The sequence below is a fragment of the Bacillus tequilensis KCTC 13622 genome, assembly GCF_000507145.1.
In the GTDB taxonomy this organism is placed as follows: domain Bacteria; phylum Bacillota; class Bacilli; order Bacillales; family Bacillaceae; genus Bacillus; species Bacillus tequilensis.
In genome coordinates this window covers 273,136-299,860 of the sequence record NZ_AYTO01000008.1, presented here as the reverse complement: position 1 = coordinate 299,860, position 26,725 = coordinate 273,136, and the positions used below count along the sequence as shown (strand labels likewise).

Here is a 26,725-nt window from a genome sequence, read left to right as displayed (position 1 = left end):
GGAGGCCATTTTCGTATGCGAGAGGATACAAAGGTTTATGATATTACAATTATAGGCGGAGGACCGGTCGGCTTATTCACCGCTTTTTACGGAGGCATGAGACAGGCAAGCGTCAAAATGATCGAAAGCCTGCCTCAGCTCGGCGGACAGCTTAGCGCCCTTTATCCTGAAAAATATATATACGATGTAGCGGGATTCCCGAAAATCCGCGCCCAAGAGCTGATCAATAACCTGAAAGAGCAAATGGCGAAATTCGATCAAACCATTTGTCTGGAGCAAGCAGTTGAATCTGTAGAGAAACAAGCGGACGGCGTGTTTAAGCTTGTGACAAATGAAGAAACCCACTACTCCAAAACAGTCATCATTACTGCAGGAAACGGCGCATTTAAACCGAGAAAGCTGGAGCTAGAAAATGCCGAGCAGTATGAAGGCAAAAATCTTCACTACTTCGTTGACGATTTGCAAAAATTCGCCGGCAGACGCGTTGCGATCCTTGGCGGAGGGGATTCTGCGGTTGACTGGGCGCTTATGCTTGAGCCGATTGCAAAAGAAGTATCCATCATTCACCGCCGTGATAAGTTCCGCGCGCACGAGCACAGTGTGGAAAACCTTCACGCGTCTAAAGTAAATGTCTTGACACCATTCGTCCCTGCGGAGCTGATCGGGGAAGACAAAATTGAGCAGCTTGTGCTTGAAGAAGTGAAAGGCGACCGCAAAGAGATTTTAGAAATTGATGACTTAATCGTCAACTACGGTTTCGTTTCATCTCTTGGCCCGATCAAAAACTGGGGTCTGGACATCGAGAAAAATTCCATCGTCGTCAAATCAACAATGGAAACAAACATCGAAGGCTTCTTTGCAGCAGGTGACATTTGTACATACGAAGGAAAAGTCAACCTGATCGCAAGCGGCTTCGGCGAGGCACCGACAGCAGTAAACAACGCCAAGGCTTACATGGATCCGAAAGCCCGCGTACAGCCTCTTCACTCAACAAGTCTGTTTGAAAATAAATAACAAAAAAAGGAGCTTGTGTCAGCGACACAGCTCCTTTTTTATTTGAAGATATTCATATAATTCAATACAGTTCCCAGAACCAGCGCAATCACAAGAGCTGCGACGATCCAGATCATTGCCATAATAATACGGTCTTGGACCTTTTGGGACTTCGGTGTTTTTTCTTCGTTTTGCGTCATTTCTGCCGCTCCTTTCACTTGTTTATGTCATAAAGATAAAGAAAGCCTGGTGCTGAACGACCAAGCTTTGCTGAACGTATATGATTCGCATTTCGATCCGCTCTTTAAGACCATTCGTTAAAACTATCATACCCAAACTCACTGTGCATGACAAGCTTCGGCACTTGAACATCCCTGCTAACAAATAAAACGTTTGACATCATAAATAAAACAGAGTACATTATACAAGGCGAACATTTCATATATTATTATTTTAAATATTCGTTTTTAGGAGTGAAAATGATGGAAAACGTATTTGATTACGAAGATATTCAATTAATTCCTGCAAAATGCATTGTGAACAGCCGTTCAGAATGTGATACCTCCGTACGTTTAGGCGGACGTACATTTAAATTGCCCGTCGTTCCTGCCAACATGCAGACGATTATAGATGAAAAGCTAGCCATTCAATTAGCCGAAAACGGTTACTTTTATGTGATGCATCGATTTGAACCTGAAACACGAATTGATTTTATTAAAGAAATGAACGCACGCGGATTATTCTCTTCTATCAGCGTGGGGGTCAAAGATGAGGAGTACGGCTTTGTGCGCCAGCTGGCGGAAGAAAATCTCACTCCCGAGTATGTGACAATTGACATTGCGCACGGACATTCAAATGCTGTCATTGAGATGATTCAGCACCTCAAAAAGCATTTGCCGGACACCTTTGTCATTGCCGGCAATGTCGGCACGCCTGAAGCGGTCAGAGAGCTTGAAAACGCTGGAGCGGATGCCACTAAAGTCGGCATCGGACCGGGAAAAGTTTGCATTACAAAAATTAAAACCGGCTTCGGCACAGGCGGCTGGCAATTAGCGGCGCTGCGCTGGTGTGCCAAAGCTGCCAGCAAGCCGATTATCGCTGATGGCGGCATCCGCACACATGGCGACATCGCAAAATCAATCCGCTTCGGCGCCACAATGGTTATGATTGGCTCACTGTTTGCCGGACATGAAGAATCACCAGGCCAAACAATTGAAAAAGACGGAAAGCTCCACAAGGAATACTTCGGCTCAGCCTCCGAATTCCAAAAAGGCGAAAAGAAAAATGTAGAAGGCAAAAAAATGCACGTGCCGCATAAAGGCTCAATCAAGGATACGCTGATCGAAATGGAACAGGATCTTCAATCTTCCATTTCTTACGCAGGCGGAACAAAGCTTGACGCGATCCGCAATGTGGATTATGTGATTGTGAAGAATTCAATCTTTAATGGAGACAAATACTAAAAAATAAAAAACGCCAAGACTGCGGTTCTCCGCTTGACTTGGCGTTTTCTGTCGTGAAAACTCTTCAGGCGCACATCCATGCCAAAGAATGTTCTTGAGCGAAACCTTAGATTATAAGCAGCCATCCATTTCTCAAACAAGTTACTTGAGAGTTTTAGCCATGATAAAGTCCGTTTGTTCTTCATCACCCATATCAAAAGAGTGGGCGCCGGTTTGAACAAAACCCATTTTCTTATAAAAAGCAATGGCATTTTCGTTTTTTTCCCATACGCCCAGCCAAATTTTCTTTTTTTTACGTTTTATCGCCATTTCAATCGCTTTATTTAACAGGTATTTGCCAAGACCATGTTTTTGAAAATGGCTCTTTACATAAATCCTCTCAATTTCAAGTGATTCATCACCCATTTCTTCAGACTGCGCATCATTGGTGTTGACCTTTAGATATCCAGCGATTTCATGATGAAAGTACACTAAAAAGAACTGCGAATATACATTGGATAATTCCTTTTCCAGCTGGTTCAAGTTGAATGCACTTTCTAAATAGGCTTTCATATTTTCTGGCGAATTCTGATCTTTAAACGTATCGTTGAATGTTTCAATACTGATTTCTTGAAGTATTTTTGTATCTTCACGGCTGCACTTTTTGATATTTATGGTCATCTATATATTCGCTCCTTATATCATGAATGATTTATCGTATTTTTAAAATGTCCTGTCCTTTTCTATTATTTTATAAACGGAAATACATTTTCCTGTGGAAAAAAGTATTTTGTTCGATCTACTATTTCATTTCGGCTAACAGATATTGCCCTTGCTGCTACTCCACTTTCATGAATTTCCTTCTCCATCAACACCCCAAACGTAAGTTTCATTGTAAATACAACGAAACATCTTGCGCTAAATATACCTCATCTTTGTTGTAATTACAACAAAGATGAGGATAAAGGAGATCAAGTATAGTGAATTTTTTCCTCTTCTGTTCTTATTTTACGCCATAAAAAAAACGCCTCCCTTAACGATGATTTATCGCTAAGAAAAGCGTCATGAACAAGCTTACGGTTATTGGCGGAATGCAATCACGCAATCCTCCGAAACTGGTGAGATCACAATTCATATCTCAACATATCGGGTAGCGTCTAGCATTCTTCAGGCGTACCTGTATTCGTCGCTGTTCTGAAAGAAGAACCGCAGCCGCATGAAGCGATGGCGTTTGGATTGTCGATGGTGAAGCCGCCGCCGAGCATGGATTGCTTGTAATCAATCACGGTGCCGTTCATGATGTCAAGGCTTTCTTTGTCAACAAGCACAGTGATGCCATGCTGATCAAACATGCTGTCTTTTTCGCCCTTTTCATGCTCAAAGCCCATGCCGTAAGAAAGGCCGCTGCAGCCGCCGCCTTTGACGCCGACACGCAGAAACGCGTTTTCTTCCTCATGCTCTTTCATCATATCTTTTATATGCAAAGCTGCTGCTTCTGTAATGGTTACCGGGTTGCTCATCTTTGTGAACCTCCTTTTAAAAACCGGATGCTGTCTTTTATTATAAACTTGATCGATTCAATTCTCAAACAAGGTGTTTTACAAAAAATAAACACCCTCACATACGGTTTCAGCCGGCCCTGTCATCATGACATGGCCGTTGTCCTTCCAGTTAATCACCAAATCTCCGCCCGCTAAATGCACTGTGATGTCTTGATTTCGTTTTGATATGCCGTTTAACACAGATGCGACCGCCGCTGCACACGCTCCTGTCCCGCATGCCTGCGTAATCCCTGATCCCCGTTCCCAAACGCGGAAATGCAGTTCGTGTTCATTCACGATTTCGACGAATTCCACATTGATGCCTTCCGGAAACCTCGGATCTTTTTCAATCACCGGCCCAAGCGTTGTCAAGGGTGCCTGTTCAATGTCAGCGATCGGAAAGACAATATGCGGATTCCCCATCGAAACGGCTGTGCCTGTCAGCTCGGCTTCGCCAAACGTCATCGTTTCATTGATCGTATGCTCTTTTCCGCCGCCTAGCATTGGAAGCTCAGCCTTTGTCAGGCGCGGTTCACCCATATCGACAGTGACAACATTCACTTTCCCGTTTTCAGTTTGAACCTCCGCTTTCACGAGCCCGGAGAGGGTTTCAATCAGAAAAGATGTTTCCTCAACCAGCTTATGCTCATACGCGTATTTTGCGACGCAGCGCAGGCCGTTGCCGCAGTTTTTCCCTTCAGACCCGTCATTATTAAAAATCCGCATTTTGACAGGCGCTTTGTCTGAAGGACATATCAGGATCATTCCGTCGGAACCGATCCCTGTATAAACAGAAGAAACTTGGATGGCAATCTCAGACAGTTTTTCTTCCGGAAGCTGTTCTTCAAATTGATTCACATAGATATAGCTGTTTCCCAAGCCGTGCATTTTGGTAAATCGAAATGAGTTCATAGGTGCCTCCAACTTTTTTTCTTTTACTTAGTATAAAAGCTATTATAAACGGACACAATACCATTATCCCCCGTTTTTCATACATAAAAGCTCCTTGCGCTGACGCAAGGAGCTTTTATTGTTTATAGAAACATGCCGGCAATGGCTGCGCTGAGCAGATTGGCTAATGTTCCCGCAAGAACAGCCTTCAGGCCCAGGCGCGCGATATCCGAACGGCGGCTGGGCGCTAATCCCCCTAGCGTACCGAGCATAATCGCAATTGATGAAAAATTGGCGAAACCGCATAACGCGAAACTGATAATCGTAGCGGTTTTCTTAGAAAACTCGCCGATGTGCGGACCGAAGTTAGAATAAGCGACAAACTCATTCAGCACTAATTTTTGGCCGATATAACTTCCCGCCTGCAACGCTTCATGCCAAGGCACACCAATCAAAAAGGCGATTGGAGAAAACACATAGCCGAGAATGGATTCTAATGTGACGCCTTTTAAGCCGAATAAGCCGAAAACTCCGCCGAGAACTCCGTTTACTACAGCGATTAACGCAACGAACGCGAGCAGCATCGCACCAACATTTAAGGCAATTTGCAGGCCTGTTGACGCTCCCTTTGCGGCTGCGTCAATCACATTGGCTGCGCCTTCGCCTTCATCCATTTTAAAATCGCTTTTTACGGTTTGCGGCTTTTCCGTTTCGGGAATAATCAATTTACCAAAGACAAGTCCCGCGGGAGCTGCCATAAAGCTGGCCGCAAGCAAATATTCAATCGGAATACCGAGAAGCGCGTATCCAAACAAGGTTGAACCCGCAACAGCCGATAGACCGCTCGTCATAATCGTGAACAACTCAGAGCGCGTCAGCCCCGCAATAAGAGGTCTGATTACTAATGGAGATTCAGATTGTCCTACAAAAATATTAGCAGCAGCTGCTAGAGATTCCGTTTTGCTTGTCCCAAGAAGCTTCGACAATCCGCCGCCAATAACACGGAAAATAAGCTGCATGATTTTTAAATGATATAAAACTGCGATCAGTGCAGAGAAGAAAATGATAACGGGCAGTACACTTAATGCAAAAGCCGGACTGTCACCGACTTTTAGAAGCGGCCCAAAAATAAAACTGATGCCTTCATTTGCATAATCAATCAGAAGCTGTACACGGCTTGAAAACCATAAAAAAACAGCGCGTCCCGCTTCCCATTTCAACACGATGTATCCAAACGCCACCTGTGTACATAAACCAACAATGACGGTTCTTATCTTAATATGGCTTTTCTTTTCTGAAAATAAAAACGCGATAGCAACGATCGCAACTGCGCCCAGCAGTCCCCACAGAACACTCATGAATACTCGTACACCTCTTACATTTTATTTTGAAAAATATCTTTTATACGATAACAATAATATTTTTTGATGTCTACACATTTTTTAGTTCTTTTGGACGGCAAAATAAAAAAGGGCCTGTCTAGGCCCTTTTCTTCAAAACATTGGATTTTCTTCAATAAAGGTGTATATATTCTCAACAAGCTCAGCAGGCGTTTCACCCTTGACGACTTCTCCGTTGACCAGAGCGAAAAGCGATTCCATACATATCCCGCAGTAGCTTAAACAGCCATATTCAAGGACATCCAAATTAGGATCCTTCTCCAAAATCGCCCGGGCTTCCTGAGAGCCGTGAGCCAAATTGCTGACACAAAATTCAATCATTGGATTCATGCGGTTTCACCTCACATATGTCCATTATCGCCAATTTTTCATCATTCGTCAAAAACAACGGACGATACAAAATTTATTATCGTAACATATCATTACTCGAATAACGTTTTACTAATTTGTGTTTTTAGGCTAATTTGTAGGTTATTTTGAAACTATTATTGTGATTTTAGATCAAATTCGATATAATTCTAGATGTTATTTTACATAGTTCGTAGTTTTTTTCTTCAATGTGTCTATCATACTCTTCGGATTAAAGGGGAATTCAAATGAAAAAATTGGTCTTGATCGGCGGAGGTTACGGGAACATGCGTGTTCTTCATCGCTTATTGCCAAACCAGCTGCCAGATGATGTTTCAATCACGTTAATTGACAGAAATCCTTATCACTGCTTGAAAACAGAATATTATGCCCTTGCCGCAGGGACAATTTCTGACCATCATATCAGAGTGACATTTCCAGAGCACCCTCGCTTAGATGTCCAATACGGTGATATCTCATCAATTGATATTGCACAAAAACAAGTGCTGTTCCAAGATCGTGAACCGATTTCTTACGATGACGCCGTGATCGGGCTCGGCTGTGAGGATAAGTATCACAACGTGCCGGGAGCGCCTGAATTCACCTACAGCATTCAAACCATCGATCAGTCCCGCGAAACCTATCAAAAGCTGAATAACCTTAGCGCTAATGCCACTGTTGCCATTGTCGGAGCGGGCTTAAGCGGCGTTGAGCTTGCAAGTGAATTGAGAGAAAGCCGTGACGACCTGAACATTATTTTATTCGACCGGGGCGATCTTATTTTATCAAGCTTTCCAGAGCGTTTGAGCAAATATGTGCAAAATTGGTTCGAAGAGCACGGTGTCCGCATTATTAACAGGGCAAATATCACAAAAGTAGAAGAAGGCGTTGTGTATAACCACGATGATCCGGTTTCTGCAGACGTCATCGTGTGGACAGCCGGCATACAGCCGAACAAAGTCGTCAGAGACTTAGATGTGGAAAAAGACGCACAAGGGCGTGTCGTATTAACGCCTCATCACAATCTTCCTGGTGATGAACATCTGTATGTTGTCGGCGATTGTGCCAGCCTTCCTCATGCACCGAGCGCCCAGCTGGCAGAGGCTCAGGCAGAGCAGATTGTCCAAATCTTGCAAAAACGCTGGAACGGAGAAGCCCTTCCAGAATCAATGCCGCAGTTTAAGCTGAAAGGTGTTCTCGGTTCACTCGGGAAAAAAGCAGGCTTTGGCTTAGTTGCTGACCGCCCGCTGATCGGCCGAGTTCCGCGTTTGCTGAAATCAGGCTTGCTGTGGATGTACAAACACCATAACGGTTAATGATAGAAATGAACCGCTGATTTTATCAGCGGTTTTCTGTATACCCATGCTTCTCCATTTCCTCATACACGTCTTTTAATTTTGGATTGCCTTCACCGACAATTTTGTTTTCTACGAGCACAAGCGGATAAAAATACTCGTCATTTCTGATTTTTTCCGCAAGCTCTTGCGCATGTTCATTGTCTGGCGGCTCATAAATATCGATATATTGCATCGCAAAAGGCTGATTTGGATATTTTCTTTTCAGCGCAGCCTCAAGCCACTCGTATGTATCCTTGGCCGTCGGCATATTGACACAGCTCGCACAAACGGTTTCCGCCCCATACACACTGAGCTTGACAGGTTTTGTCACTGATAAACGCCTCCTTCTCCCTATGTAAGTCCTTTCTTTCAGTATACAGAGCCAAAAGACGTTTTTATAGAAAAAAACCGTTTTTGTGTTCAAGTTCCAATGTGCTATAATAGGGAAAGCAACTTTGCAAACCAAACAATAGATTTTTATTGTTGCACTGAATATAATGGTTTTATGACGACGAAAGGAGCGAATGTCATGACTGAAGTTGAAATGAAAGAACAGGTGCAGGAAGTACTGGACAAACTTCGTCCGTTTTTACTTCGTGACGGCGGTGACTGTGAGCTTGTAGACGTAGATGAAGGTATTGTTAAGCTTCGCCTTCTCGGCGCATGCGGCAGCTGCCCAAGTTCAACAATTACGCTGAAAGCCGGAATTGAACGCGCTCTTCTTGAAGAAGTGCCGGGTGTCGTTGAAGTAGAACAAGTCTTTTAATAAAGCAGCCGGGCTGATATTTGATCAGCCCGGCTTTTTTATTAAAGATATTGGTCAAACCATGAACTGATGTAATTCAGACGCTTGATCCGCTGTCCCGGGTGTCCGCTGCGTGACAAATTATGCGACGCTTTCGGAAAACGGACGAGCCTGGTTTCCTTGCCCATTTTTTTCAAAGCGATAAATAGCTGCTCCGCCTGCTCAATCGGACACCGGTCATCTCGCTCACCATGCAGAATCAAAAGCGGCGTCTCTACGTTTGCCGCGTATTTTAAAGGGGAACGATCCCAGAGCTTTTCTGTGTCTGCAAACATGTCATGCTCAAGCTGCCAGTCTGTGAAGAAATAGCCGATATCACTGACGCCGTGAAAGCTGATCCAGTTTGAAATCGAGCGCTGGGTGACGGCGGCTCTAAAGCGGTTTGTCTGTCCGACGATCCAATTGGTCATAAAGCCTCCGTAGCTTCCGCCTGTGACACCGAGCCGTTTTGGATCAATCTGCGGATCTCGTTTGATCGCCTCATCCACAGCCTGCATCACATCCCCATAATCCTTTCCTCCATAATCTCCTCTGACGGCATTTACAAATTCCTGCCCGTAGCCATGGCTTCCTCTCGGATTGATATAAACAACCGCGTATCCTTTCGCCGCCAGCACTTGAAATTCATGAAAATATGTATGCCCATACATCATGTGCGGTCCGCCGTGTATGTTGAGAATCAGAGGATATGACGAGTCTCCCGCCTGTGCAGGCTTCATCAGCCAGCCGTTCACCGTCACGCCGTCTTCTGTGACAAATTGAATATCTTCAGGTATTGAAATGGTATGCTCGCCTACAAACTTGTCATTCACGCCAGTCAGCCTCTTCCCTTCCTGTCCAAGCGGGATGCTGTAAAGCTCGCTCGGTCTGTCTGGTTTTGCCACACTGGCAATAAAGTGCTGTTCGTCAGGTGAAATGGAAAAACTATTGATATACTCTTTTTCGAGACGAATCGGATACACAAGACCTTCAATCGAAATATAATAGATTCCCGTGCTGCCTTGATCTGTGCCGATCACATAGAACCCTTGGCTGTCCTTCGTCCAAACTGGCCGCTGCTCGCCCCCTCCGATCAATGAATCTCCAATCATCGCATCCGCTAAATGAACATCAAGCATTTCAGTCAGACATGTGAGACGGTCTTGTTCGATATCATAAAGCCACGCCTTTTCGAGTGTTGCATTTTGATATTCCTGTTCGTGCCCAAGCAAAGCAAGATACCTTCCATCCGGTGAAAATGAGCTTGGTCCAAATGAGCCGCGATGGGACGTAATTTGCTTGATATCTCCAGTCTCCAGCGACATCATACAGACATCATGCGGCTTGCTGGCATCATCTGTTTCAGTCAAATCCGCTGAGAAAACAAGCCATTTTCCATCAGAAGAAAAAGCAGGGTCGTCATGATCAGCCTTGTGATTTGTCAGCTGCTTCACCTCGCCAGACTTCACGCTGACAAGCACAAGCTGGGCATAAGCGCCTCTCGTCAGCCCTTTTCCGTCCCGTTTATAGGCTAGACCTTGCACTTCAATAGGTTCAAAGCTGTCCAGCTCCTTTTTCTCTCGGTCATCAATCCTTTCTCCCTCTCCCAAACTGACAGTGACAAGCACCGATTCGCCATCAGGGGACCATATTGGCTTTGAGACGCCATACGGGATATCAGTCAGTTTTCTCGCTTCTCCGCCTTCAGCGCCCATGATATACAGCTGCGCTGCATCGCCTTCACGATCAGAAATAAAGGCAAGCGTACGCCCGTCCGGAGACCACCTTGGATCTGTGCTTTGCTTTTCTCCGTGTGTCCAAGGAACAGAATCGCCGCTTTTCGTTTCATAGACCCATATATTAGATGTATACGAGTCTTGCTCTCGATTCACTTGCGACTGCACATATGCGGCGCGGCTGCCGTCCGGGGCGTACTGGGGATCGGTCACAGAGACAATCGCTGTGATGTCTTCTGCGGTCATCAGCTTTTTCATATTCATCTCCTCCTTTTTACATGTATTTCGTTTTCTAAATAAAAACTCCTTTATCTCGGGCAGAAAAAAAGCGTCCTCTGCTGACGCTGAGGAACGCTTGGCATGATCTATACACTTTTGACTTGATACAAAGGATTTCGCTCTATTATACTTCCCTCTTTCGGAACGGTCAAAGCGTCGACTTCACAATGAGGAAAATGAAGCGCGAGCTGTTCTTTCAGCTCTTCTCCCTTTCCTTTTTCAGTCATAACGAGAATCGTCGGGCCTGCCCCGCTGAGAGCCGTTCCATATGCGCCCTTCATCTCGGCGACGTGCTCTACCTTGGACAATTCAGAGACAAGCATCGCACGATACGGCTGATGGAACATATCCTTCTTCATGATTTTCCCGACGAGCGGCCAATCCTTTGACATGATCGCAGCAATGAGGATATTGCTGACGGCGCTTGCTTTTACTGCGTCCGCATACGGAAACTCTTTCGGCAGCACATCTCTTGCGTCTCTTGTCAGCACCTCGTAAAAAGGAATGACTACGACAACATCAATGTCAGCATCAGGGACGCGGATCAATTGTGTCTCGTCATCCTCATGCAAGCCGATGACAAGTCCGCCAACGAGGGAAGCACCCGCATTATCCGGGTGTCCTTCTTCAAGGCTGGCTAAATGCAGCTTGTCCGCCTCTGAGAGCTGTAAGCCGCATAATTCATCAGCCAGTTCAATCGCCGCTACAATCGCCGCGGCGCTGCTTCCAAGGCCGCGGGCGAGCGGGATGTCGCTCCACACCTTCACATGGACAGGCGGCATTTCTTTACCGTACAAATCTGCTGTCCGTTTCGCCACTTGATAGATCAGATTATCTGTGCCCGCCGGGATTCCGGCGACTGTTTCTGTTTCAGGTTCAAAAGACCATTTGTCGCTTTCAAAGACGGTCAGCTTTAAGTAGCGGCTAAGCGCCATCCCGACTGAATCAAAGCCGGGGCCTAAGTTAGCCGTGCTTCCGGGAACAGTGACAGTGAACAGCATGTCGGCTTCGTTCATACATGGGCCGCTCCTTTTATATATTCAAGAATGCTGTCTTCATCAGTCGGCAATGTGACCGGCTTGATTTCGGAAATATCGACAGCTGTGTTCGGATCTTTCAGTCCGTTTCCAGTTAATACAGCCACAACCTTGCTGCCTTTTGGAATTTCTCCGGATTTTACTTGTTTCAAAACGCCGGCGATGGACGCGCAAGAACCAGGTTCTGCAAACACGCCTTCTTCACGGGCGATCAGCTGATAGGCGTGAAGAATTTCTTCATCTGTGACTTCGTCAATTTTCCCGTTGGATTCCTCAGCTGCTTTTACAGCTTTGTCCCAGCTCGCAGGGTTTCCGATACGAATCGCCGTCGCTATTGTTTCCGGATTTTCAATCACTTTATTGCGAACGATTGCCGCCGCGCCTTCCGCTTCAAAGCCGCGCATTTTCGGCAGGCCTGTGCCGTTTTTCTCATGATATTCCTTGAAGCCCTTCCAGTACGCAGTGATGTTTCCCGCGTTTCCGACCGGGATCGCCAAGACATCCGGCGCTTCTCCCAGCTGTTCGCACACTTCGAAGGCTGCTGTTTTTTGGCCTTCGATGCGGTAAGGGTTGACTGAGTTGACGAGAGCGATCGGCGATTTCTCACAGATGGAACGGACAATTTTAAGCGCATCGTCAAAGTTTCCGTCGATTGCGATAATCTCGGCTCCGTACATGACAGCCTGAGCAAGTTTTCCGAACGCGATTTTGCCGTTCGGGATGATGACGATGCATTTCATGTTGGCGCGGGCTGCGTATGCAGCCGCGGCAGCGGAAGTGTTTCCTGTTGACGCACACATAATCGTGTCATTTCCTTCTTCTTTTGCCTTCGCCACAGCCATGACCATGCCGCGGTCTTTAAACGATCCCGTAGGATTAACGCCTTCCGTCTTAACATGAAGTTCAATTCCGAGCTGTTCAGACAGCTTCGGCAGATGAATAAGGGGTGTGTTTCCTTCATGTAACGTAAGCGCAGGTGTTTGATCTGTTACAGGTAAAAATTCTTTATATTGATGGATGAGTCCTTTCCACATTAGCTCCAACCGTTCCCTTCTACTCGATATGTGCTTTTCACTTCTTGAACGACTTCCAAATCATTTAAGTTTTGCAGGATATCACTGAAATCAGCTTCTGATGTATGGTGTGTGACAATCACGATTTCTGCCAGCTCATCGTGTCCTTTAATTGGAAGCTGAAGGATCTTTTCAAAGCTTACACCCCGTTCCGAGAACACAGACGTAATTTTCGAGAATGAACCGACCTGATCTTTGACGTGAATTCTTAAAAATTGCTGTGCGTAAATGTCAGACGGCGACTTCATGTTTTTCTCATACTGCGGCGCAACAAAGCTGTTTCCGGTTACGCCGAGACGCATATTTTTCATGACAGCGACAAGGTCAGAAACAACAGAAGTCGCAGTCGGCATGCTTCCGGCTCCCGGCCCGTAGAACATCGTCTCGCCAACAGCCTCGCCGTATACATAAACGGCGTTAAATTCATTATGCACGGCAGAAAGCGGATGATGGTCAGGAAGCAGTGTCGGCTGTACACTGACTTCAATTTTGCCGCCGTCACGCTGCGCGATCCCGATCAGCTTCATCGTATAGCCGAGGCGTTTGCTGAAGCTGATGTCTTCGTCTGTAATTTGGGAGATTCCTTTTACTTTGACGTCTTCCAGATCCACGTTCATCGAGAAGCCGAGACGCGCCAATATCGCCATTTTCCGTGCGGCGTCAAGCCCTTCCACGTCCGAAGTCGGATCTGCTTCGGCAAAGCCGAGATCCTGCGCTTCCTTGAGCACTTCCTCGTAAGGGCTTTTTTCTTTAATCATTTTTGTTAAGATGAAGTTCGTTGTGCCGTTCACAATTCCCATCATCTTTGTAATCCGGTCTGATGAGAGGCCTTCTTCTAACGTGCGCAGAATCGGAATCCCGCCGGCAACACTGGCTTCAAAGAAGATATCGCAGCCATTTTCCTTCGCTTCCGCAAGCAGCTCGGAGCCGTACACAGCCATTAAATCCTTGTTTGCTGTGACTACATGCTTTTTCGATCTGAGCGCGTCGACCAAATATTGTTTTGTCTGCTCAACTCCGCCGATTACCTCGATGACGACATCAACATCCGGATCATCGATGACATCATATACTTCTGTCGTAAGCACTTCCTTCGGCAAATCTACTTCTCTCTTTTTCTCTACATCTTTCACAAGCACTTTTTTTATCGTAATGGGACAGCCAACCTGATGCATCAGCTTATCCTGATGGTCTTGAATAATTTTAACGACACCGCTTCCGACGGTACCTAAACCTAAAAGCCCTACACGAATCGCTTTCAAAAAAACTCCACCTTTCTTTTAATTGTCCTCTTCAAAAGGACAATTGTTAACTCAACACAGACATATAAGTTACAAACATTATATAAGCCCGCTCCTGTTTTGACAAGACAGCAATCGGCTGAATTTTATGAATGTAAACGCTTAACACATTGATATGACAAGATTCATTATTTTCTAATTATTTTTGTCAGATTTTCTCCTCACCCTGGACTTCCTTTGCCGAGCCAGTTCACGCGTGGAACAAACAGCTTCTGTGCACGCATATTCATGAATTCCTGCGCTGTATTGAGAAATTGCTCATAGCGGCCGCAGTCGTCAAGAATGAAGTCAAGCTGCTCTTCATAATAATGCTTTTCTGATTCTGGTGACATGTAGTAGCTTTCCACGATTTCAAAATAATGAAGCGGAAAGAGCAGACGGCTGTACAGAAGACGTTTTGAAAACGAAGACAGCGGCGTGATTTGCTCGTATTCCTGTAAAAAGTGAAAGCCCTGCTGATGAAAATCTTGTCTGTGATGCAAAAACGTATGCCTCATATATTCAGCCAGATCGCGTGAGGCATGGTCAAATACCCAATCAGCCGGAATCCTGATCAAAGATTCGGGTGACCATGTATGTCTTTCCATCCGCTGATGGCATATCGTTCCTGAATCAACGGCTTGAGGCTTGTCATCCAGCTCAGTGTCCACTAAATATTGTATCGCGTTTTCTGACAGCCCCACATAATATGGAAAAGACTCAATCATTTTTTTATCGAATGGCTCGTATGGAGGCGTATGAACCTTTCGCTGCAAAAACACCTCCAGCTGATCAATACGTTTCCCCCACAGGTCCTTCCACTGGCCGATTCTTCCGGCTGCCTTCACTTCATACGGATATCCGCGGCCTTTTCGGTGAAATTCCGCAAGCTCCTGTCCAATGGAAAACGCCCGGCTTGAATAAGGAGGTGCCGCCTTCAGCAAAGCATATGTTTTTTCTTCATGTTCAAATGTAAGCTCACCTTCTTTTGTAAAGATAAAAACAGAAACGTATGGGTCACTTTGTTCTTGTAAATACTGACTCATGTAATAAAGCTCCGACAGTTCGGTATCAGAGAATTGGGAAACGGGGACAATCAGAAAGAATGAATTTGGCGTCTGAAAGCATTGATATGTGTGCTGGTACATGGAAAGCTGCCTGATGTGAATACCGTATTTTTCTTTTATTGTACCTTTCACATAGATCACCTGCCTGTAGAATTAGGGCTCATCACATCGTAGTCATACACAGCCGGAATTATGAATACATATTTCATCCGACGAAGCGCAAGAAAAAGTCGTAAACATCTCAAACATTTTGTATAAACTAGTAAAAAAGATTGGGTGAAGCTGATGTCAGAAAACGAACAAATCAGTCAGATGGAAGCAAAAGCAAGAGCACGGATGAAGGAGCGCGGCGTTGAGGTATCAGACATTGCCGAGCTTGTCTTTTTTCTGCAGAAAAAATATCATCCGGATTTAACCATTGATGAATGCACGCTGAACGTCAATCGTGTTCTCGCAAAACGTGAGGTGCAAAACGCGATTTTAACAGGCATTGAGTTGGATGTCCTCGCCGAGCAGAAAAAACTGTCTGAACCGCTGCAAACGATACTGGAAACAGATGAAAGCCTATATGGAGTAGATGAGATTCTGGCATTTTCCATCGTGAACATTTACGGATCGATCGGGTTTACGAACTACGGTTACATCGACAAAGAAAAACCCGGAATCCTTAACCATTTGAATGATAAATCAACAGGCGAATGCCACACCTTTTTAGATGATATTGTCGGAGCGATTTCCGCCGCAGCCTCAAGCAGGCTCGCACACCGCGCACGGCATACAGAATAAGGGCACCCTTTTGGGGCGCCCTTATTTTATATGTATGGAATCCATTCAGTCAGCGAGTCAATCGCATGAGTCGGTTTTTCCATGTCGTCTGTCATATGCTCTCTTTTCGTTACGCCTGTGTGAACGAGCAGCGTATCCATACCGGCGTTAATGCCGGCCATAATGTCCGTCGCGTAGTTGTCGCCGACCATGAGTGTTTCCGACACATCCGTGCCGAGAACGCGCATCGCCTGCTCCATGATAATCGATTCCGGCTTGCCGATAAATACCGGCTGTACGCCTGTCGATACGGTTAAAACAGATGTCAGTGAACCGTTTCCAGGCAGAAGGCCTCTTTCAGTCGGTATCGCAATATCTCCGTTAGTGGAAATAAAACGGGCGCCATTTCTGATTGCCAGGCAGCCGACAGCAAATTTTTCGTATGTAATGGAACGGTCAATCCCAACTACGACAAAATCCGCGTTTTCGCCGCCAAACGCCAGGCCGTTTTCTTCAATTGCCTGGCGGATGCCTTCTTCCCCGATCACATATACAGACGCATCTTTTTTCTGCTGGGCGATATGCTGGGCAGTCGCCATGCTGGTCGTGAAGACCTGCTCTTCTGTTGCCGGAATATCAAAAGACACGAGCTTGTCCGCCACCTGCTTCGGTGTGCGCGAAGAATTGTTTGTCACGAAAAGATAAGGAACGCCGCGATCTTTCAGCGTCCTGACAAATTCACAAGCTTCCTCGATTTTTTCCGTGCCATTGTACATCGTTCCGTCTAAATCAATTAAGTACCCTTTATATGTTTTCAATTCCAACACTCCTGTGGGTTTCCAGTTTTTATTTAAACGCGGAAACAGGGCCAAGCTCTGTTTCTAAGTAGCTTCTGATCCGTTGCGGGAAGTCCTGAAGAGCTGTCTGATGCGCTTTGATCAGCCTGTAAAGCTCAGCGCTGTCAGCGAGAAGGTACTGCTGAACCAATGTTTTGCGGTAGGCAATCAACTTCTTGAGCTCTGTCCCCTCTTGTTCCGTGACAACTTTTTCATCAACTAGTATGTCCATAATGTCATCATAGCTGCCCGGGTCCCGCATAATAAAACCGTCAATCATGTCATTTCCTGTATCCAGAATGCATTCGATTAGCAAATGGCCTATACGCTGAAGCGCCAGTCCCCCGATTTCAGACTGCCAGTCTGTTTGTGAGTTAAATAGCGCCAGCTGGTGCTCAAAGAACCCGAGTGTTTGCTCGATCTTGTTTCTGTCAACAAAATACATGACAGCATCCCCTTTGTGTATGTTTATTTTCTGATCCGTTTCAAGACAAAATACGCACAGCCGAAATTGCAGTATTCGTAAATGTATTCATCTAATGTACTGATTTTCGTTTCGAAGGTTGCCTTTTGATTCTGGTCGTCAAAGAAGCCCTTGAGCCTGAGCTGACTGTATCCCCAGTCCCCCACAATATAATCGTATTTATTTAAAATATCGGAATAGCGGGCTTTAAAAGCCTCTTCGTTGAAGCCGTCTTTAAAATTGTGCACCAATTCAAATTCGGCATTTTGAATAAGAATCATGATCTCACCTCTTTTTCACTCATTCCTATCATAATTCATTGCCCCGTCCCCATCAATTGCTAAAGAATAAATCATGCGATTTGGCTACCCTACACATGAGGAGGGATTGATAAATGAAACGAACTGCTGTCAGCCTCTGCCTGCTGGCCGGGCTTTTATCCGGGTGCGGAAGCGCTGGATTTGATGATGCCCAAAATGTCCGGAATCAGACGCAGAATCAAACCAAGCCCATTCATGTTTCTGACCGCAACGAGGCTTTTAACAGGCATGATGAGAACGGACAATTTGGCTATGTCCGCTATCAAAAAGAACAATTTGACGGCGAACAGCAAAAAACACCGGTGATGAACCGGGAAGAAACCGCTCACATGATATCAAGTGTAACGGTTCAGCTCCCCCATATTCAAGAAGCTGCAACATTGGTGACCGACCGGGAAGCGCTTGTCGTATACAAAACCGATTCCAGCAACCGCAGCCTGACCGCCGATCAAGTGAAGAAAACAGCGGCTTCTGTGATCCCGCGATACTATCATGTGTATATTTCAGATAACCCAAACCATATGCAGTCGATCGAAAATTACAGCAATCTCGGCACCGGTTCAAGGGATATCAGAGAGATTATGTCGGGGACGATTCAAGAAATGAAAACCTCCCCGCAAGGAAGCCCTGTCTCAGAGAACGAAAATGCCAATGGGGAAACCCGTCAGGACATCAATAGGAATGACAAAAACGCCAGATGATCTGGCGTTTTGGCATTATGCTTGTGCTTGGCGCTTTTTAGATGCTTCGTTCACCTGTTCATCCGCATGGTAAGAGGAACGGACAAGCGGGCCGGCTTCGCAGTGGCTGAAGCCCTTTTGCATCGCAATTTCCTTTAATTCTGCAAATTCATCAGGGTGATAGTATTTTTGGACTTTCAAGTGTTTTTTCGTCGGCTGCAGATATTGGCCGATCGCCATAATATCCACGTTGTTTGCCAAGAGGTCGTCCATCACTTCAATAATTTCTTCTTTCGTTTCGCCGAGTCCGATCATGATGCTTGATTTTGTCGGGATGTCAGGCTGCATTTCCTTCGCACGGCGCAAAAATTCAAGCGAACGGTCGTACGTCGCGCGCGCGCGGACTCTTGGCGTCAAGCGGCGAACCGTTTCGATATTGTGATTCAGGATGTCTGGGCGTGTATCCATTAAGGTTTTCAGGTTATCATAGTTACCGCCCATGTCAGACGGCAGCACCTCAATTGTTGTGAACGGGCTTTTTCTGCGGATCGCTCGGACAGTTTCCGCGAAAATGCCTGCCCCTCCGTCTTTCTGGTCGTCACGCGCAACAGCCGTGATGACCGCGTGTTTTAGATTCATAAGTGCAACAGAATCCGCTACGCGTTCAGGCTCTTGCAGGTCAAGCTCAGTTGGAAGGCCTGTTTTGACAGCACAGAAACGGCACGCTCTTGTACAAACAGAACCTAAAATCATAAATGTCGCTGTACGTCTGACCGCCCAGCATTCATGAATATTCGGACATTTTGCTTCTTCGCATACGGTATGCAGGTTATTTTCCCGCATGAGTTTTTTGAGCCCTGTATAGTTTTCATTTGTATTTAATTTGATTTTGAGCCATTCGGGCTTTCTGAGGTGTTCGTCTTTCTTTGCCAATTCCCATCATCTCCAATATCCAATATACTCAATTTCTGACACGAAACATTCTGAAAACGAGAAAGGTATTTCTGCAATAAAAATAATGTTTTTCTAACTAAAGAAAGTCTTTTCTTTAGACACTTTAACATAGGAAAAATTTCTCGACAAGGGAAGATCATTACTGACATTTTTAAGCCGGCTTGCCGCAAACTATGTGTATTCAATATGAAAGGAGATTATTTTGTGAAAGTTTTGTTATCCGCTCTTCTTCTCCTTTTGTTTGCGTTTGAGCCTTATGCGTCTGGAAAAGAGCTTTCAGATCCAGTGCTGTCGAAACGGATGGAATTATATCATAAAATCGAGGCTGTGACGCAGATTCCCTGGTACGCTCTCGCCGCAGTAGATCAATACGAGGAAAATGTGCGGAGCAACCGAAAAGATCTGCCTGACAAGGCTGGAATCATCAGCATCTATATACCGGATGAAGTCTGGAGCGGGCCTGAAAACCCGAATCCGAAGGACGATGCGCCGTTAAGCATTAAAGTGTTTGACGGTATCGGCATGGATGGTGATGGAGACGGGAAAGCCGAGGTCAGCAATGATGAAGATATTTTGTATACGTTCAGCCAATACTTGCTTTCGTATGGCACAGACGAAGACAACATTCGCATCGGACTTTGGAATTATTACCGGCGTGATCAGACAGTGGGGATCATATCTGAATTCATGAAGCTGTTTAAAGCCTACGGCCATATTGATTTAGGCGAGCATGCGTTTCCGCTTCCGATCAGAACCGATTACAGCTATCGCAGCACATGGGGAGATGCACGCGGCTTCGGGGGAAGGCGCATTCATGAAGGCACGGATATCTTTGCCCATTACGGCCTTCCTGTCAAATCCACCTGCTACGGCGTAGTTGAAATGAAGGGCTGGAACCGCTTCGGAGGATGGAGAATCGGCATTAGAGACATCAACAATACGTATCATTATTTTGCCCATCTCAATGGGTTTGCCAAAGGGATTAAAACAGGACAAATCGTTGAGCCCGGCCAAGTGATCGGTTCCGTCGGCAGCTCCGGATACGGACCGCCGGGAACCGCTGGGAAGTTCCCGCCGCATCTTCACTACGGGATGTACAAAGATAACGGGAAAACCGAATGGTCGTTTGATCCATACCCGCATTTGAGGGCGTGGGAGCGGTATGAATATAAAAAAAAGAAATAACGAAAAAGCCGCCTCTTCGACAGGCGGCTTATTTGCTGCTTTTTTCATTTTTTGAATTGGCGCTGTCCTCTTCTTTGCCGCTCGGAAGCTGGACAGAAGGCGTGACACCTGAACCGCCGCTTCCGTTATAAAACTGCGGCACTTCGCCCTGAACGGCTTTAATCGATACAGGAACATTATTTGTGACGACAGCGGTTTTGCTTGCGAACGGAATGATAACCTTCACTTTAATTTCAACAAAGATGCTGATATCGATAAGTGCATTATTTATGCCATACGGCTTGATTTTGGTTTTGACATCTGTAAAAGCGTCTCCGATTAAATTGAACCGAACCGGAATTTTCGGCCCGAGGTTTCCAAGGAGACTGTTCCCTGTCACCTGTCCCAGCGGAATATTGATCATAATATTTTCACTGGCGCCGCTGTGTCCGGTATGGGTTTCCAACTCTTTCAGATGAGCCTGGAGCTGTTTTGTCACTTTTGTTTTCACGCTGTTTACAACCTGTGTATTAAAATCGATTGTCGTTAAATTTCCGTTTTCATCAGAATTCATTTGAAACATATCTTTCATATTTTCACTGTCAGACATATAATCCTCTATCGAATCCTGGATCACCTCTGTCGCCACACGCTTCGTTTCCATCTCGCCGATGCTCATTAAAACAGGTTTAATCGAGCCATTGATCATCCAAAGGCTGACTGTAGTTGACAGGATAAAAAAGACAGCTGACAAGAGCAGCACGTAACGGAAAGGCAAAGGTCCTCTCTTGCGAAAAGGGCCGCGATATCTTGGCAAGAAAATCCCCCCTTACATATCACAATGTATGCTTGTAAGAGAGGACATAGTAATAGCCGGGCCAAATTATTTTATTTCACCATTTTCAAAAGCGCGTCTCTGCCGCTCATGCCGGCATGAATGCCGAGATCTTCCGCGGCGTATGTGACGGATTCTAAAGGTGCGTCTAACAGCTGGTCAATGGTGCGCACACCGACTGCGCGACCCGCAACAATGCCCCGTTCCTTTAATTTTTCATTCAGCAGCGCCACATCAAGCGCACCGCACATAATGTATCCGTGATCATTTGCGACAGCCATAAAATTCGTTTTCGGAAGCTTCACTGTCACTGCTGTAAAAGGCTGTCCTTCTATCATGATTGGTGTCAGATTTACCACGTCAACCACTCCCTTCCTTCATCACTTTATGATGAAGGGCAGAGTTGTTGTGGGCTGACCTCATTATTGCGCAAGCTTCCAAGCAAGCAGATCCCGCAAAAACTCCGGCATGAAATATTCTTTTTCCGCGGCGTCGCGGATGATCGGAAACATCCTGCCGAGTGTAAACATGTCTAGCACCGCAACGGAGTATTGCTTATGTTTTTCAATCTCTTCCCCGTTCAGCGTAATCCGTGTGACATGCGTGATTCCGTCATCCAGCCGTTTCGTTTCGACATCTACACCCGCATACACCATTTTTCCCATTACTTCTCCGCGGAAGCCGAGCCCTTTGATGCGGAGCTGTTCGATTTTTTCGGAAGCGGCATGAACAATGGTCTCTTTCAGTTCTTCTCCCGTCAGGCAAACCGCCACCGGATTAATCGGATGAGGACAGATGCGATGCAGATCCAGCTTCGTCACGGGACCCGCTTTCAGCGGACCGAGAATGACACCTGAATTGACCATACTGATATCCGTCCCGCACCATTCCTTTAACGCGTACGCCAACAGCAAAGGCAGCTCTGATTCTTCAAACCACTTTACCTCAGCATCTTGAGCAAGCTCGGCAACGGCATCGGACAGCTTCTCCTCGGCTTCATGTTCTTTTTCATTGAGAAATGCTTTTGTTTCTGCGGATTCCCCTGTCCATTCCGCCATGTTCTGCACAGATGCTGTTTTGCTGATAATGCTTCGCTGAATGCTGTCCACCGTGATTTCTACACAGCCGACATAATGCCCGTATTTTTCAGCGCTGGCAAGTAAAACACCGTTAACCACTTGTCCGTCTTCAAGCAAATGATGGGTGTGCGATTCGAGAATGACATCAATTTCAGGCACCGCTTCAGCCATTTCCTGATCATCAAGAATGCCTAAATGCGACAGCAAAACGATGATGTCAGCCTGCCCTTTCACTTCCTGAATGGTTTCCTTCACGCTCTCAAAAGCATCGGTTACTGTCCACCCCAGCTTGTCATAAACGGGATAATACGGCACAGTTACGCCTAAGAAAGCAATGGTCATGCCGTTTTTCAATGTTCTGATATGGTAAGGAACCGCCCAGGACGGACGGTTTCCGTTTTTGTCATACAGATTGGAGACGATTACGGGAAATTCTGCATGATCATATAAGGCTGCGAGTTCTTCATGCGGAAGCGTAATCCCTTCGTTATTGCCGATTGCCGCTCCATCAATGTGAAGACGGTTTAAGAGATCGACATTCGCTTTTCCGAAAGTCGCCTCTGTCACGAATTGAAAACGATCAAGATGATCGCCAATATCAAAAACGAGCGTCTCTTCGCTGTCTGACTGATGCTCTTTTCGTTTCTGCTCGATATAATCTACAATTTTCGGCCAGTTTTCAAAATGGCTGTGCAAATCATTTGTATGATATAAGCGGAGCTTCTCCTTCATATTATCTCTCCCTAATCGTTCAGCTGAATATGCCTTCGTAAATGAGCTGGCAGCCGATCAAAATCAGTACGATCCGCATGATCATCACGATCGTTTTCGTCTGCATTTTTCTGTTGATGGCGGCGCCAAGCTTTCCGCCGAACCAAGCGCCGGGCACAAGCGCGAGGGCGTACAGCCAATTGACGTGCCCGGAAATAATATGTGAAACAGACCCTGTCATAGAGGACAGGAAAATGATAAACATGGACGTTGCCACCGCAACCTTTGGCGGGAACAGGAATAACAGCATCATTGCAGGAACCATCAGCGATCCGCCGCCTATTCCGAAAAGCCCGCCTAAAAAGCCGACAACAAAGGCGATCGCAATGCCGACAGGAGCCTGATATGAATACGTATAAGGCTCACCGGCATCATCCTGAAATGTCCGGATAATGCCTTTGTGCGCTTTGTTGATCGGCCGGGCTTTCGCTTTCAGCATTAAGGATAATGAAATCAGGATCATAAAAATGCCAAACCAAACGGAAAACGAGCTTGAATTGAACAGCTTTGACACGTAAGCCCCGATCATGCTGCCGGGGCCTGAGCCGATAAAGAAAATGAGCCCGCTCTTATAATCAACGGTTTTATATTTAATATAGGCCAAAGTTGAAGAAAGACCCGTAAAAATAATGACCAAAAGCGAAGTTCCAATCGCGACCTGGGGCGTCACATCCTGAAACAGCGGCGTCACTGTGCTTAAAAACATCAGAGACGGCACGATGACAATTCCGCCGCCAAGCCCAATCAGACTTCCTACCGTACCTGCGATTAATCCCAGTACGGCCAAAATCACAAACGACATCAGTAAAAACCTCTTTTCTAAAATAAATCGAGCTGTCTCGGCCCAAGTCCGCTGTACTCGATATCAAGCAGTTCAAGCATCTGCTTGCCGTTATCCGCGGCGTCTCCGCCGGAATTGTTGTTGAACAGGACAAAAACATCCTTACATTGCTGCTGCAGCTCATTCAGGTGCTTTTTCCAAGCTGTCAGCTCCTGCTGATTGTAGCGGTATAAGTACCTGACCTCACGCCAGTTTTTCCCGCCATCAGGCTTCATCCAGCCCTGCTTGTTGCGCCCGTGAAACCTGACGAGCGTTTTGTTTTCATCGGTGGCGCGCAGCACAGTCGGAACGCTGCCTTCTCCGATTTGCGGTTCATCACAAACACTGTGAATCCAGCCTTCCGCCTTCATAAACGAAAGCGTCTGCTCGTAAAATGGCGGCGAAAACCAGGAACGATTTCTGAATTCAAGCGCACATGGAATATCTCCCATTTGGTGTTTGCACCATCTCAAATAAGCGACATTCTCCTTCTTGCAGTCAAACCACGGCGGAAATTGGAACAGCACCATGGCGAGCTTATTGCTATGTAAATATGGCGTTAACGACACCTTAAACGCGTCAAACATCTCCTCTTTTGAGTCAAAGGGGATTTCGCCGCGCTGATGCCCCGTCATGCCCTGATACGCTTTCACGATAAATTGGAAGGTTTCCGGCGTTTCCTTCACCCACTTTTCATTATTGCGCGCCGGCTGAATCGCGTAAAAGCTCGCGTCTAACTCCACGATCGGAAAATGGGAGGAATAGGCCTGCAATTTTTTCTGGCTGGCCGTTTTCGGCGGATAGATGCTGTCATGATCCCCCCATCCCGTCAGTCCGATATAAATCACAATCATTCACCTCTCTTCCAGTTTATCACACGTGTTTTCAGGTTTCCTCGGAAATGCTGTTCATATGGCGGGAAAATGCTGAACGAAGATGCTGGTATTGTTCCTCATTTGTATCTAAAAACGCCTCTTCTCTTGAGGAAGGAATATGCAGGTATTCAATCGGCGCCTGAAACTGTTCACTCGTAAAGTCATAGATCACACCGTTGATGCAGTTATAAAAATGCCAGCTCTCACCGACCTTTGTTTTAAAAATGGCGCCGCCGAGTTGATCCTGAATCACCAATGCCGTCACACCGCATTGGCCGCATGACGGGCATTCTTCCGTCCATTTAGAACTCGTATGGCGCGACCAGGATTGCTTCAGTATGTATTTAACATGTTCCATTGCCTCCGCCTCCTTTTTAAAAAAGATACCACGTTGATAAAATTTTAAAAACAAGAACGGCGGAAATCAAAAAAACCGGCGGTTAAAAATCGCCGGGATTACGAAGGAACGACCAGCGCTCCGTCAATGCCTATTTCTGCTTTCTCTCCGCCACTGTACACACACCGGCCTTTGCTGTAAGTGGCCGAAATGCGGCAGGGAAATGTATGCCCTTCGTAAAGGCTTAGCTTATGCTTTGCAAACATCGATTCTCTTGTGACAGTGTACGGCTCCATGCTGACGAGAACAAAATCCGCATCACACCCCGCTTCCAGCCGCCCTTTTTTGTGAAGGCCGAATCGTTTCGCAGGTGCCGCCGCTGTCCATTCAGCGATGGTTTCAAACGGAATCTGGTGTTCAAGCGCGAGTTCAAGCATGCCTAATAAAGTGAACTGCCCGCCGCTGATTCCGCCCCATGATAAAAACAGGTTATCCTCCCGCTTCAAGGATGGGCGGCAAGGGGAATGGTCTGAGGAAACCATGTCAATGTCCCCGGCAATGAGCGTCTCGATCAAGGCTTCCTGCGACTCCCGCGGCCGAAGCGGAGGCGCGCATTTCGCGACAGAACCCTTTTCCCGTAAATCGTCATGGCTGAACAAGACATAATGCGGGCATGTTTCGACCGAAACATCAAGCCCCTCCTGTTTCGCCTCTCTGATCAGCCGAACCGCTTTCGCCGTACTGATATGAACAAAATGCACCGGGCACCCTGTCACCCTCGCATACTGAAGCGTGCGATACACCGCTTCAGCTTCTGCTTCCTCCGGGCGGGAGGCGGCGTACGCATCCGCATTCACCTTTCCTTTATTGGCCAAAACCATTTGCAAATAGCTTGTGATCGCGTCGCTCTCGGCGTGAAGAGCGAGGATTTTCCCTGCAGCTGCGATTTCCGCCATGCCTTTGAGCAAGGTTCGTTCATCAACAGAGCGGAACTCATCTGTGCCTGATCTTGATAAAAATGCTTTAAATCCGATCGCCCCCGCTTCTGTCATTGGGCGGATGTCATCGATATGGCCGGGCACAAGTCCGCCCCATAGCGCAAAATCCACGACTGATTTTTGCCTGCCCAGTTCAGCTTTTGCGAGAAGATGCTCTGCCGTCACGGTCGATGGAATGCAATTGAGCGGCATATCAAAATAAGTGGTGCAGCCGCCTGCCGCCATCATCTGCGAACCTGTTTCAATCCCCTCCCAGTCCTCTCTGCCCGGTTCATTGAAATGAACATGGCAGTCTATCGCACCGGGAAACACGTATTTTCCGTCTGCCTTGACCATCGTCGCCCCGCTTGCTTCAATGGCCGAACCAATCTCGGCAATGATGCCGTTTTGGACTGCAATATCAGATTCTTTCACACCATCTGGCGTAACTGCCTTCGCACCTTTTATCACCATATCGTAAGCCATTATGATACCCCCATGTCAGGTTGACGATTTTTCATGTCAGTTTATGTAACACAATTCATTCTATTTTCAACAGTTTACTGCTACTATGATCGTATTACATCAGCAAAACCGCTAGAATTCCTATTGAAAATTATTCATCTTAACCAATGTTTTTA

At 46.3% G+C, this 26,725-nt stretch carries 30 protein-coding genes; 7 read left to right on the top strand and 23 right to left on the bottom strand.

Annotated features, from left to right (window positions below; all coding sequences use genetic code 11):
- The first annotated feature begins 15 nt into the window (after nucleotides 1–15).
- Nucleotides 16–1,014, top strand: a complete 999-nt coding sequence (yumC, locus tag V756_RS0104785) for a ferredoxin--NADP reductase 2 (protein ID WP_024713673.1) — start codon at nucleotides 16–18, stop codon at nucleotides 1,012–1,014.
- Between the two features lie 38 nt (nucleotides 1,015–1,052).
- Here yumC and V756_RS01000000121855 read toward each other — a convergent pair whose 3' ends face one another.
- Nucleotides 1,053–1,193 carry a hypothetical protein gene (locus tag V756_RS01000000121855; RefSeq protein ID WP_032681733.1) on the bottom strand — a complete coding sequence of 47 codons (141 nt, stop codon included), beginning with the start codon at nucleotides 1,191–1,193 and terminating at the stop codon, nucleotides 1,053–1,055.
- A gap of 282 nt (nucleotides 1,194–1,475) precedes the next feature.
- On the opposite strand from V756_RS01000000121855, the gene guaC reads away from it, so the two are divergent.
- Entirely contained in the window at nucleotides 1,476–2,456 is a 981-nt protein-coding gene (gene guaC / locus V756_RS0104775) for a GMP reductase (protein ID WP_024713672.1), read from the top strand.
- A 141-nt stretch (nucleotides 2,457–2,597) separates the two neighbouring features.
- On the opposite strand, the gene paiA is transcribed toward guaC, so the two are convergent.
- The 5 genes from paiA to V756_RS0104745 form a co-directional block, all read right to left on the bottom strand.
- A complete protein-coding gene (paiA, locus tag V756_RS0104770) occupies nucleotides 2,598–3,116 on the bottom strand; it encodes a spermidine/spermine N(1)-acetyltransferase (protein WP_024713671.1) in 519 nt (172 codons plus the stop codon).
- Between the two features lie 476 nt (nucleotides 3,117–3,592).
- Complete coding sequence (locus V756_RS0104760; RefSeq protein WP_024713670.1) at nucleotides 3,593–3,955, bottom strand: HesB/IscA family protein; 363 nt, start codon at nucleotides 3,953–3,955, stop codon at nucleotides 3,593–3,595.
- A 78-nt stretch (nucleotides 3,956–4,033) separates the two neighbouring features.
- Nucleotides 4,034–4,888, bottom strand: a complete 855-nt coding sequence (gene dapF / locus V756_RS0104755) for a diaminopimelate epimerase (protein WP_024713669.1) — start codon at nucleotides 4,886–4,888, stop codon at nucleotides 4,034–4,036.
- Nucleotides 4,889–5,010: 122 nt separating this feature from the next.
- Nucleotides 5,011–6,225: a NupC/NupG family nucleoside CNT transporter gene (locus V756_RS0104750; protein ID WP_024713668.1), complete on the bottom strand. Its 1,215-nt coding sequence runs from the start codon at nucleotides 6,223–6,225 to the stop codon at nucleotides 5,011–5,013.
- Between the two features lie 135 nt (nucleotides 6,226–6,360).
- Entirely contained in the window at nucleotides 6,361–6,597 is a 237-nt protein-coding gene (locus tag V756_RS0104745) for a YuzB family protein (RefSeq protein ID WP_024713667.1), read from the bottom strand.
- Nucleotides 6,598–6,863: 266 nt separating this feature from the next.
- Between V756_RS0104745 and V756_RS0104740 the strand changes: the two genes are divergently transcribed.
- Nucleotides 6,864–7,931: an NAD(P)/FAD-dependent oxidoreductase gene (locus tag V756_RS0104740; protein WP_024713666.1), complete on the top strand. Its 1,068-nt coding sequence runs from the start codon at nucleotides 6,864–6,866 to the stop codon at nucleotides 7,929–7,931.
- A 25-nt stretch (nucleotides 7,932–7,956) separates the two neighbouring features.
- Here V756_RS0104740 and V756_RS0104735 read toward each other — a convergent pair whose 3' ends face one another.
- Nucleotides 7,957–8,283, bottom strand: coding sequence for a YuzD family protein (locus V756_RS0104735; RefSeq protein WP_024713665.1), 327 nt, complete (start codon nucleotides 8,281–8,283; stop codon nucleotides 7,957–7,959).
- 99 nt (nucleotides 8,284–8,382) lie between these two features.
- On the opposite strand from V756_RS0104735, the gene V756_RS0104730 reads away from it, so the two are divergent.
- Nucleotides 8,383–8,718, top strand: coding sequence for a NifU family protein (locus V756_RS0104730; protein WP_172458986.1), 336 nt, complete (start codon nucleotides 8,383–8,385; stop codon nucleotides 8,716–8,718).
- 41 nt (nucleotides 8,719–8,759) lie between these two features.
- On the opposite strand, the gene V756_RS0104725 is transcribed toward V756_RS0104730, so the two are convergent.
- The 5 genes from V756_RS0104725 to cotNH all read right to left on the bottom strand — a co-directional run bounded on the left by V756_RS0104725 (nucleotide 8,760) and on the right by cotNH (nucleotide 15,340).
- Nucleotides 8,760–10,730: a S9 family peptidase gene (locus V756_RS0104725; RefSeq protein WP_024713664.1), complete on the bottom strand. Its 1,971-nt coding sequence runs from the start codon at nucleotides 10,728–10,730 to the stop codon at nucleotides 8,760–8,762.
- 107 nt (nucleotides 10,731–10,837) lie between these two features.
- A complete protein-coding gene (thrB, locus tag V756_RS0104720) occupies nucleotides 10,838–11,767 on the bottom strand; it encodes a homoserine kinase (protein ID WP_024713663.1) in 930 nt (309 codons plus the stop codon).
- Nucleotides 11,764–12,822 carry a threonine synthase gene (gene thrC, locus V756_RS0104715; RefSeq protein WP_024713662.1) on the bottom strand — a complete coding sequence of 353 codons (1,059 nt, stop codon included), beginning with the start codon at nucleotides 12,820–12,822 and terminating at the stop codon, nucleotides 11,764–11,766. The genes thrB and thrC overlap by 4 nt, the downstream gene beginning before the upstream one ends.
- Nucleotides 12,822–14,123: a homoserine dehydrogenase gene (locus V756_RS0104710; protein WP_024713661.1), complete on the bottom strand. Its 1,302-nt coding sequence runs from the start codon at nucleotides 14,121–14,123 to the stop codon at nucleotides 12,822–12,824. The genes thrC and V756_RS0104710 overlap by 1 nt, the downstream gene beginning before the upstream one ends.
- 200 nt (nucleotides 14,124–14,323) lie before the next feature.
- Nucleotides 14,324–15,340, bottom strand: coding sequence for a spore coat-associated protein CotNH (cotNH, locus tag V756_RS0104705; protein WP_024713660.1), 1,017 nt, complete (start codon nucleotides 15,338–15,340; stop codon nucleotides 14,324–14,326).
- Nucleotides 15,341–15,493: 153 nt separating this feature from the next.
- Here cotNH and V756_RS0104700 point away from each other — a divergent pair, with 153 nt between their 5' ends.
- Nucleotides 15,494–15,994 carry a phosphatidylglycerophosphatase A family protein gene (locus V756_RS0104700; protein WP_024713659.1) on the top strand — a complete coding sequence of 167 codons (501 nt, stop codon included), beginning with the start codon at nucleotides 15,494–15,496 and terminating at the stop codon, nucleotides 15,992–15,994.
- Nucleotides 15,995–16,020: 26 nt separating this feature from the next.
- Here V756_RS0104700 and nucF read toward each other — a convergent pair whose 3' ends face one another.
- The 3 genes from nucF to V756_RS0104685 are packed head-to-tail and all read right to left on the bottom strand — an operon-like array spanning nucleotide 16,021 to nucleotide 17,553.
- Nucleotides 16,021–16,791 (bottom strand): 5' nucleotidase NucF, encoded by a 771-nt coding sequence (gene nucF, locus V756_RS0104695; protein WP_024713658.1) that lies wholly within the window; start codon nucleotides 16,789–16,791, stop codon nucleotides 16,021–16,023.
- Nucleotides 16,792–16,819: 28 nt separating this feature from the next.
- Nucleotides 16,820–17,254, bottom strand: a complete 435-nt coding sequence (locus V756_RS0104690) for a DUF86 domain-containing protein (protein WP_024713657.1) — start codon at nucleotides 17,252–17,254, stop codon at nucleotides 16,820–16,822.
- A 23-nt stretch (nucleotides 17,255–17,277) separates the two neighbouring features.
- The gene (locus V756_RS0104685) at nucleotides 17,278–17,553 is read right to left on the bottom strand and encodes a YutD family protein (RefSeq protein WP_024713656.1); all 276 of its coding nucleotides are present in this window, start codon (nucleotides 17,551–17,553) and stop codon (nucleotides 17,278–17,280) included.
- 113 nt (nucleotides 17,554–17,666) lie between these two features.
- Here V756_RS0104685 and V756_RS0104680 point away from each other — a divergent pair, with 113 nt between their 5' ends.
- On the top strand, nucleotides 17,667–18,293 hold the full coding sequence (locus V756_RS0104680; RefSeq protein WP_024713655.1) for a YhcN/YlaJ family sporulation lipoprotein: 627 nt from the start codon (nucleotides 17,667–17,669) through the stop codon (nucleotides 18,291–18,293).
- Between the two features lie 15 nt (nucleotides 18,294–18,308).
- Here the strand turns inward: V756_RS0104680 and lipA are convergent, their stop codons facing one another.
- Nucleotides 18,309–19,205: a lipoyl synthase gene (lipA, locus tag V756_RS0104675; protein ID WP_003222888.1), complete on the bottom strand. Its 897-nt coding sequence runs from the start codon at nucleotides 19,203–19,205 to the stop codon at nucleotides 18,309–18,311.
- 225 nt (nucleotides 19,206–19,430) lie between these two features.
- On the opposite strand from lipA, the gene lytH reads away from it, so the two are divergent.
- Nucleotides 19,431–20,411, top strand: a complete 981-nt coding sequence (gene lytH / locus V756_RS0104670; RefSeq protein ID WP_024713654.1) for an L-Ala--D-Glu endopeptidase — start codon at nucleotides 19,431–19,433, stop codon at nucleotides 20,409–20,411.
- A gap of 28 nt (nucleotides 20,412–20,439) precedes the next feature.
- On the opposite strand, the gene yunB is transcribed toward lytH, so the two are convergent.
- From yunB to V756_RS0104635, 7 genes are all read right to left on the bottom strand, one after another.
- Nucleotides 20,440–21,207, bottom strand: a complete 768-nt coding sequence (yunB, locus tag V756_RS0104665; RefSeq protein WP_024713653.1) for a sporulation protein YunB — start codon at nucleotides 21,205–21,207, stop codon at nucleotides 20,440–20,442.
- Between the two features lie 71 nt (nucleotides 21,208–21,278).
- A complete protein-coding gene (locus tag V756_RS0104660) occupies nucleotides 21,279–21,584 on the bottom strand; it encodes a YunC family protein (RefSeq protein ID WP_024713652.1) in 306 nt (101 codons plus the stop codon).
- A gap of 63 nt (nucleotides 21,585–21,647) precedes the next feature.
- Nucleotides 21,648–23,036 (bottom strand): bifunctional metallophosphatase/5'-nucleotidase, encoded by a 1,389-nt coding sequence (locus V756_RS0104655; RefSeq protein WP_024713651.1) that lies wholly within the window; start codon nucleotides 23,034–23,036, stop codon nucleotides 21,648–21,650.
- 19 nt (nucleotides 23,037–23,055) lie between these two features.
- Nucleotides 23,056–23,877, bottom strand: a complete 822-nt coding sequence (locus tag V756_RS0104650) for a sulfite exporter TauE/SafE family protein (RefSeq protein ID WP_024713650.1) — start codon at nucleotides 23,875–23,877, stop codon at nucleotides 23,056–23,058.
- 17 nt (nucleotides 23,878–23,894) lie between these two features.
- A complete protein-coding gene (locus V756_RS0104645; protein ID WP_024713649.1) occupies nucleotides 23,895–24,743 on the bottom strand; it encodes a DUF72 domain-containing protein in 849 nt (282 codons plus the stop codon).
- A 37-nt stretch (nucleotides 24,744–24,780) separates the two neighbouring features.
- Entirely contained in the window at nucleotides 24,781–25,128 is a 348-nt protein-coding gene (locus tag V756_RS0104640) for a YunG family protein (protein WP_024713648.1), read from the bottom strand.
- A 98-nt stretch (nucleotides 25,129–25,226) separates the two neighbouring features.
- Entirely contained in the window at nucleotides 25,227–26,570 is a 1,344-nt protein-coding gene (locus tag V756_RS0104635; protein ID WP_024713647.1) for an allantoinase, read from the bottom strand.
- Nucleotides 26,571–26,725: the final 155 nt, after the last annotated feature.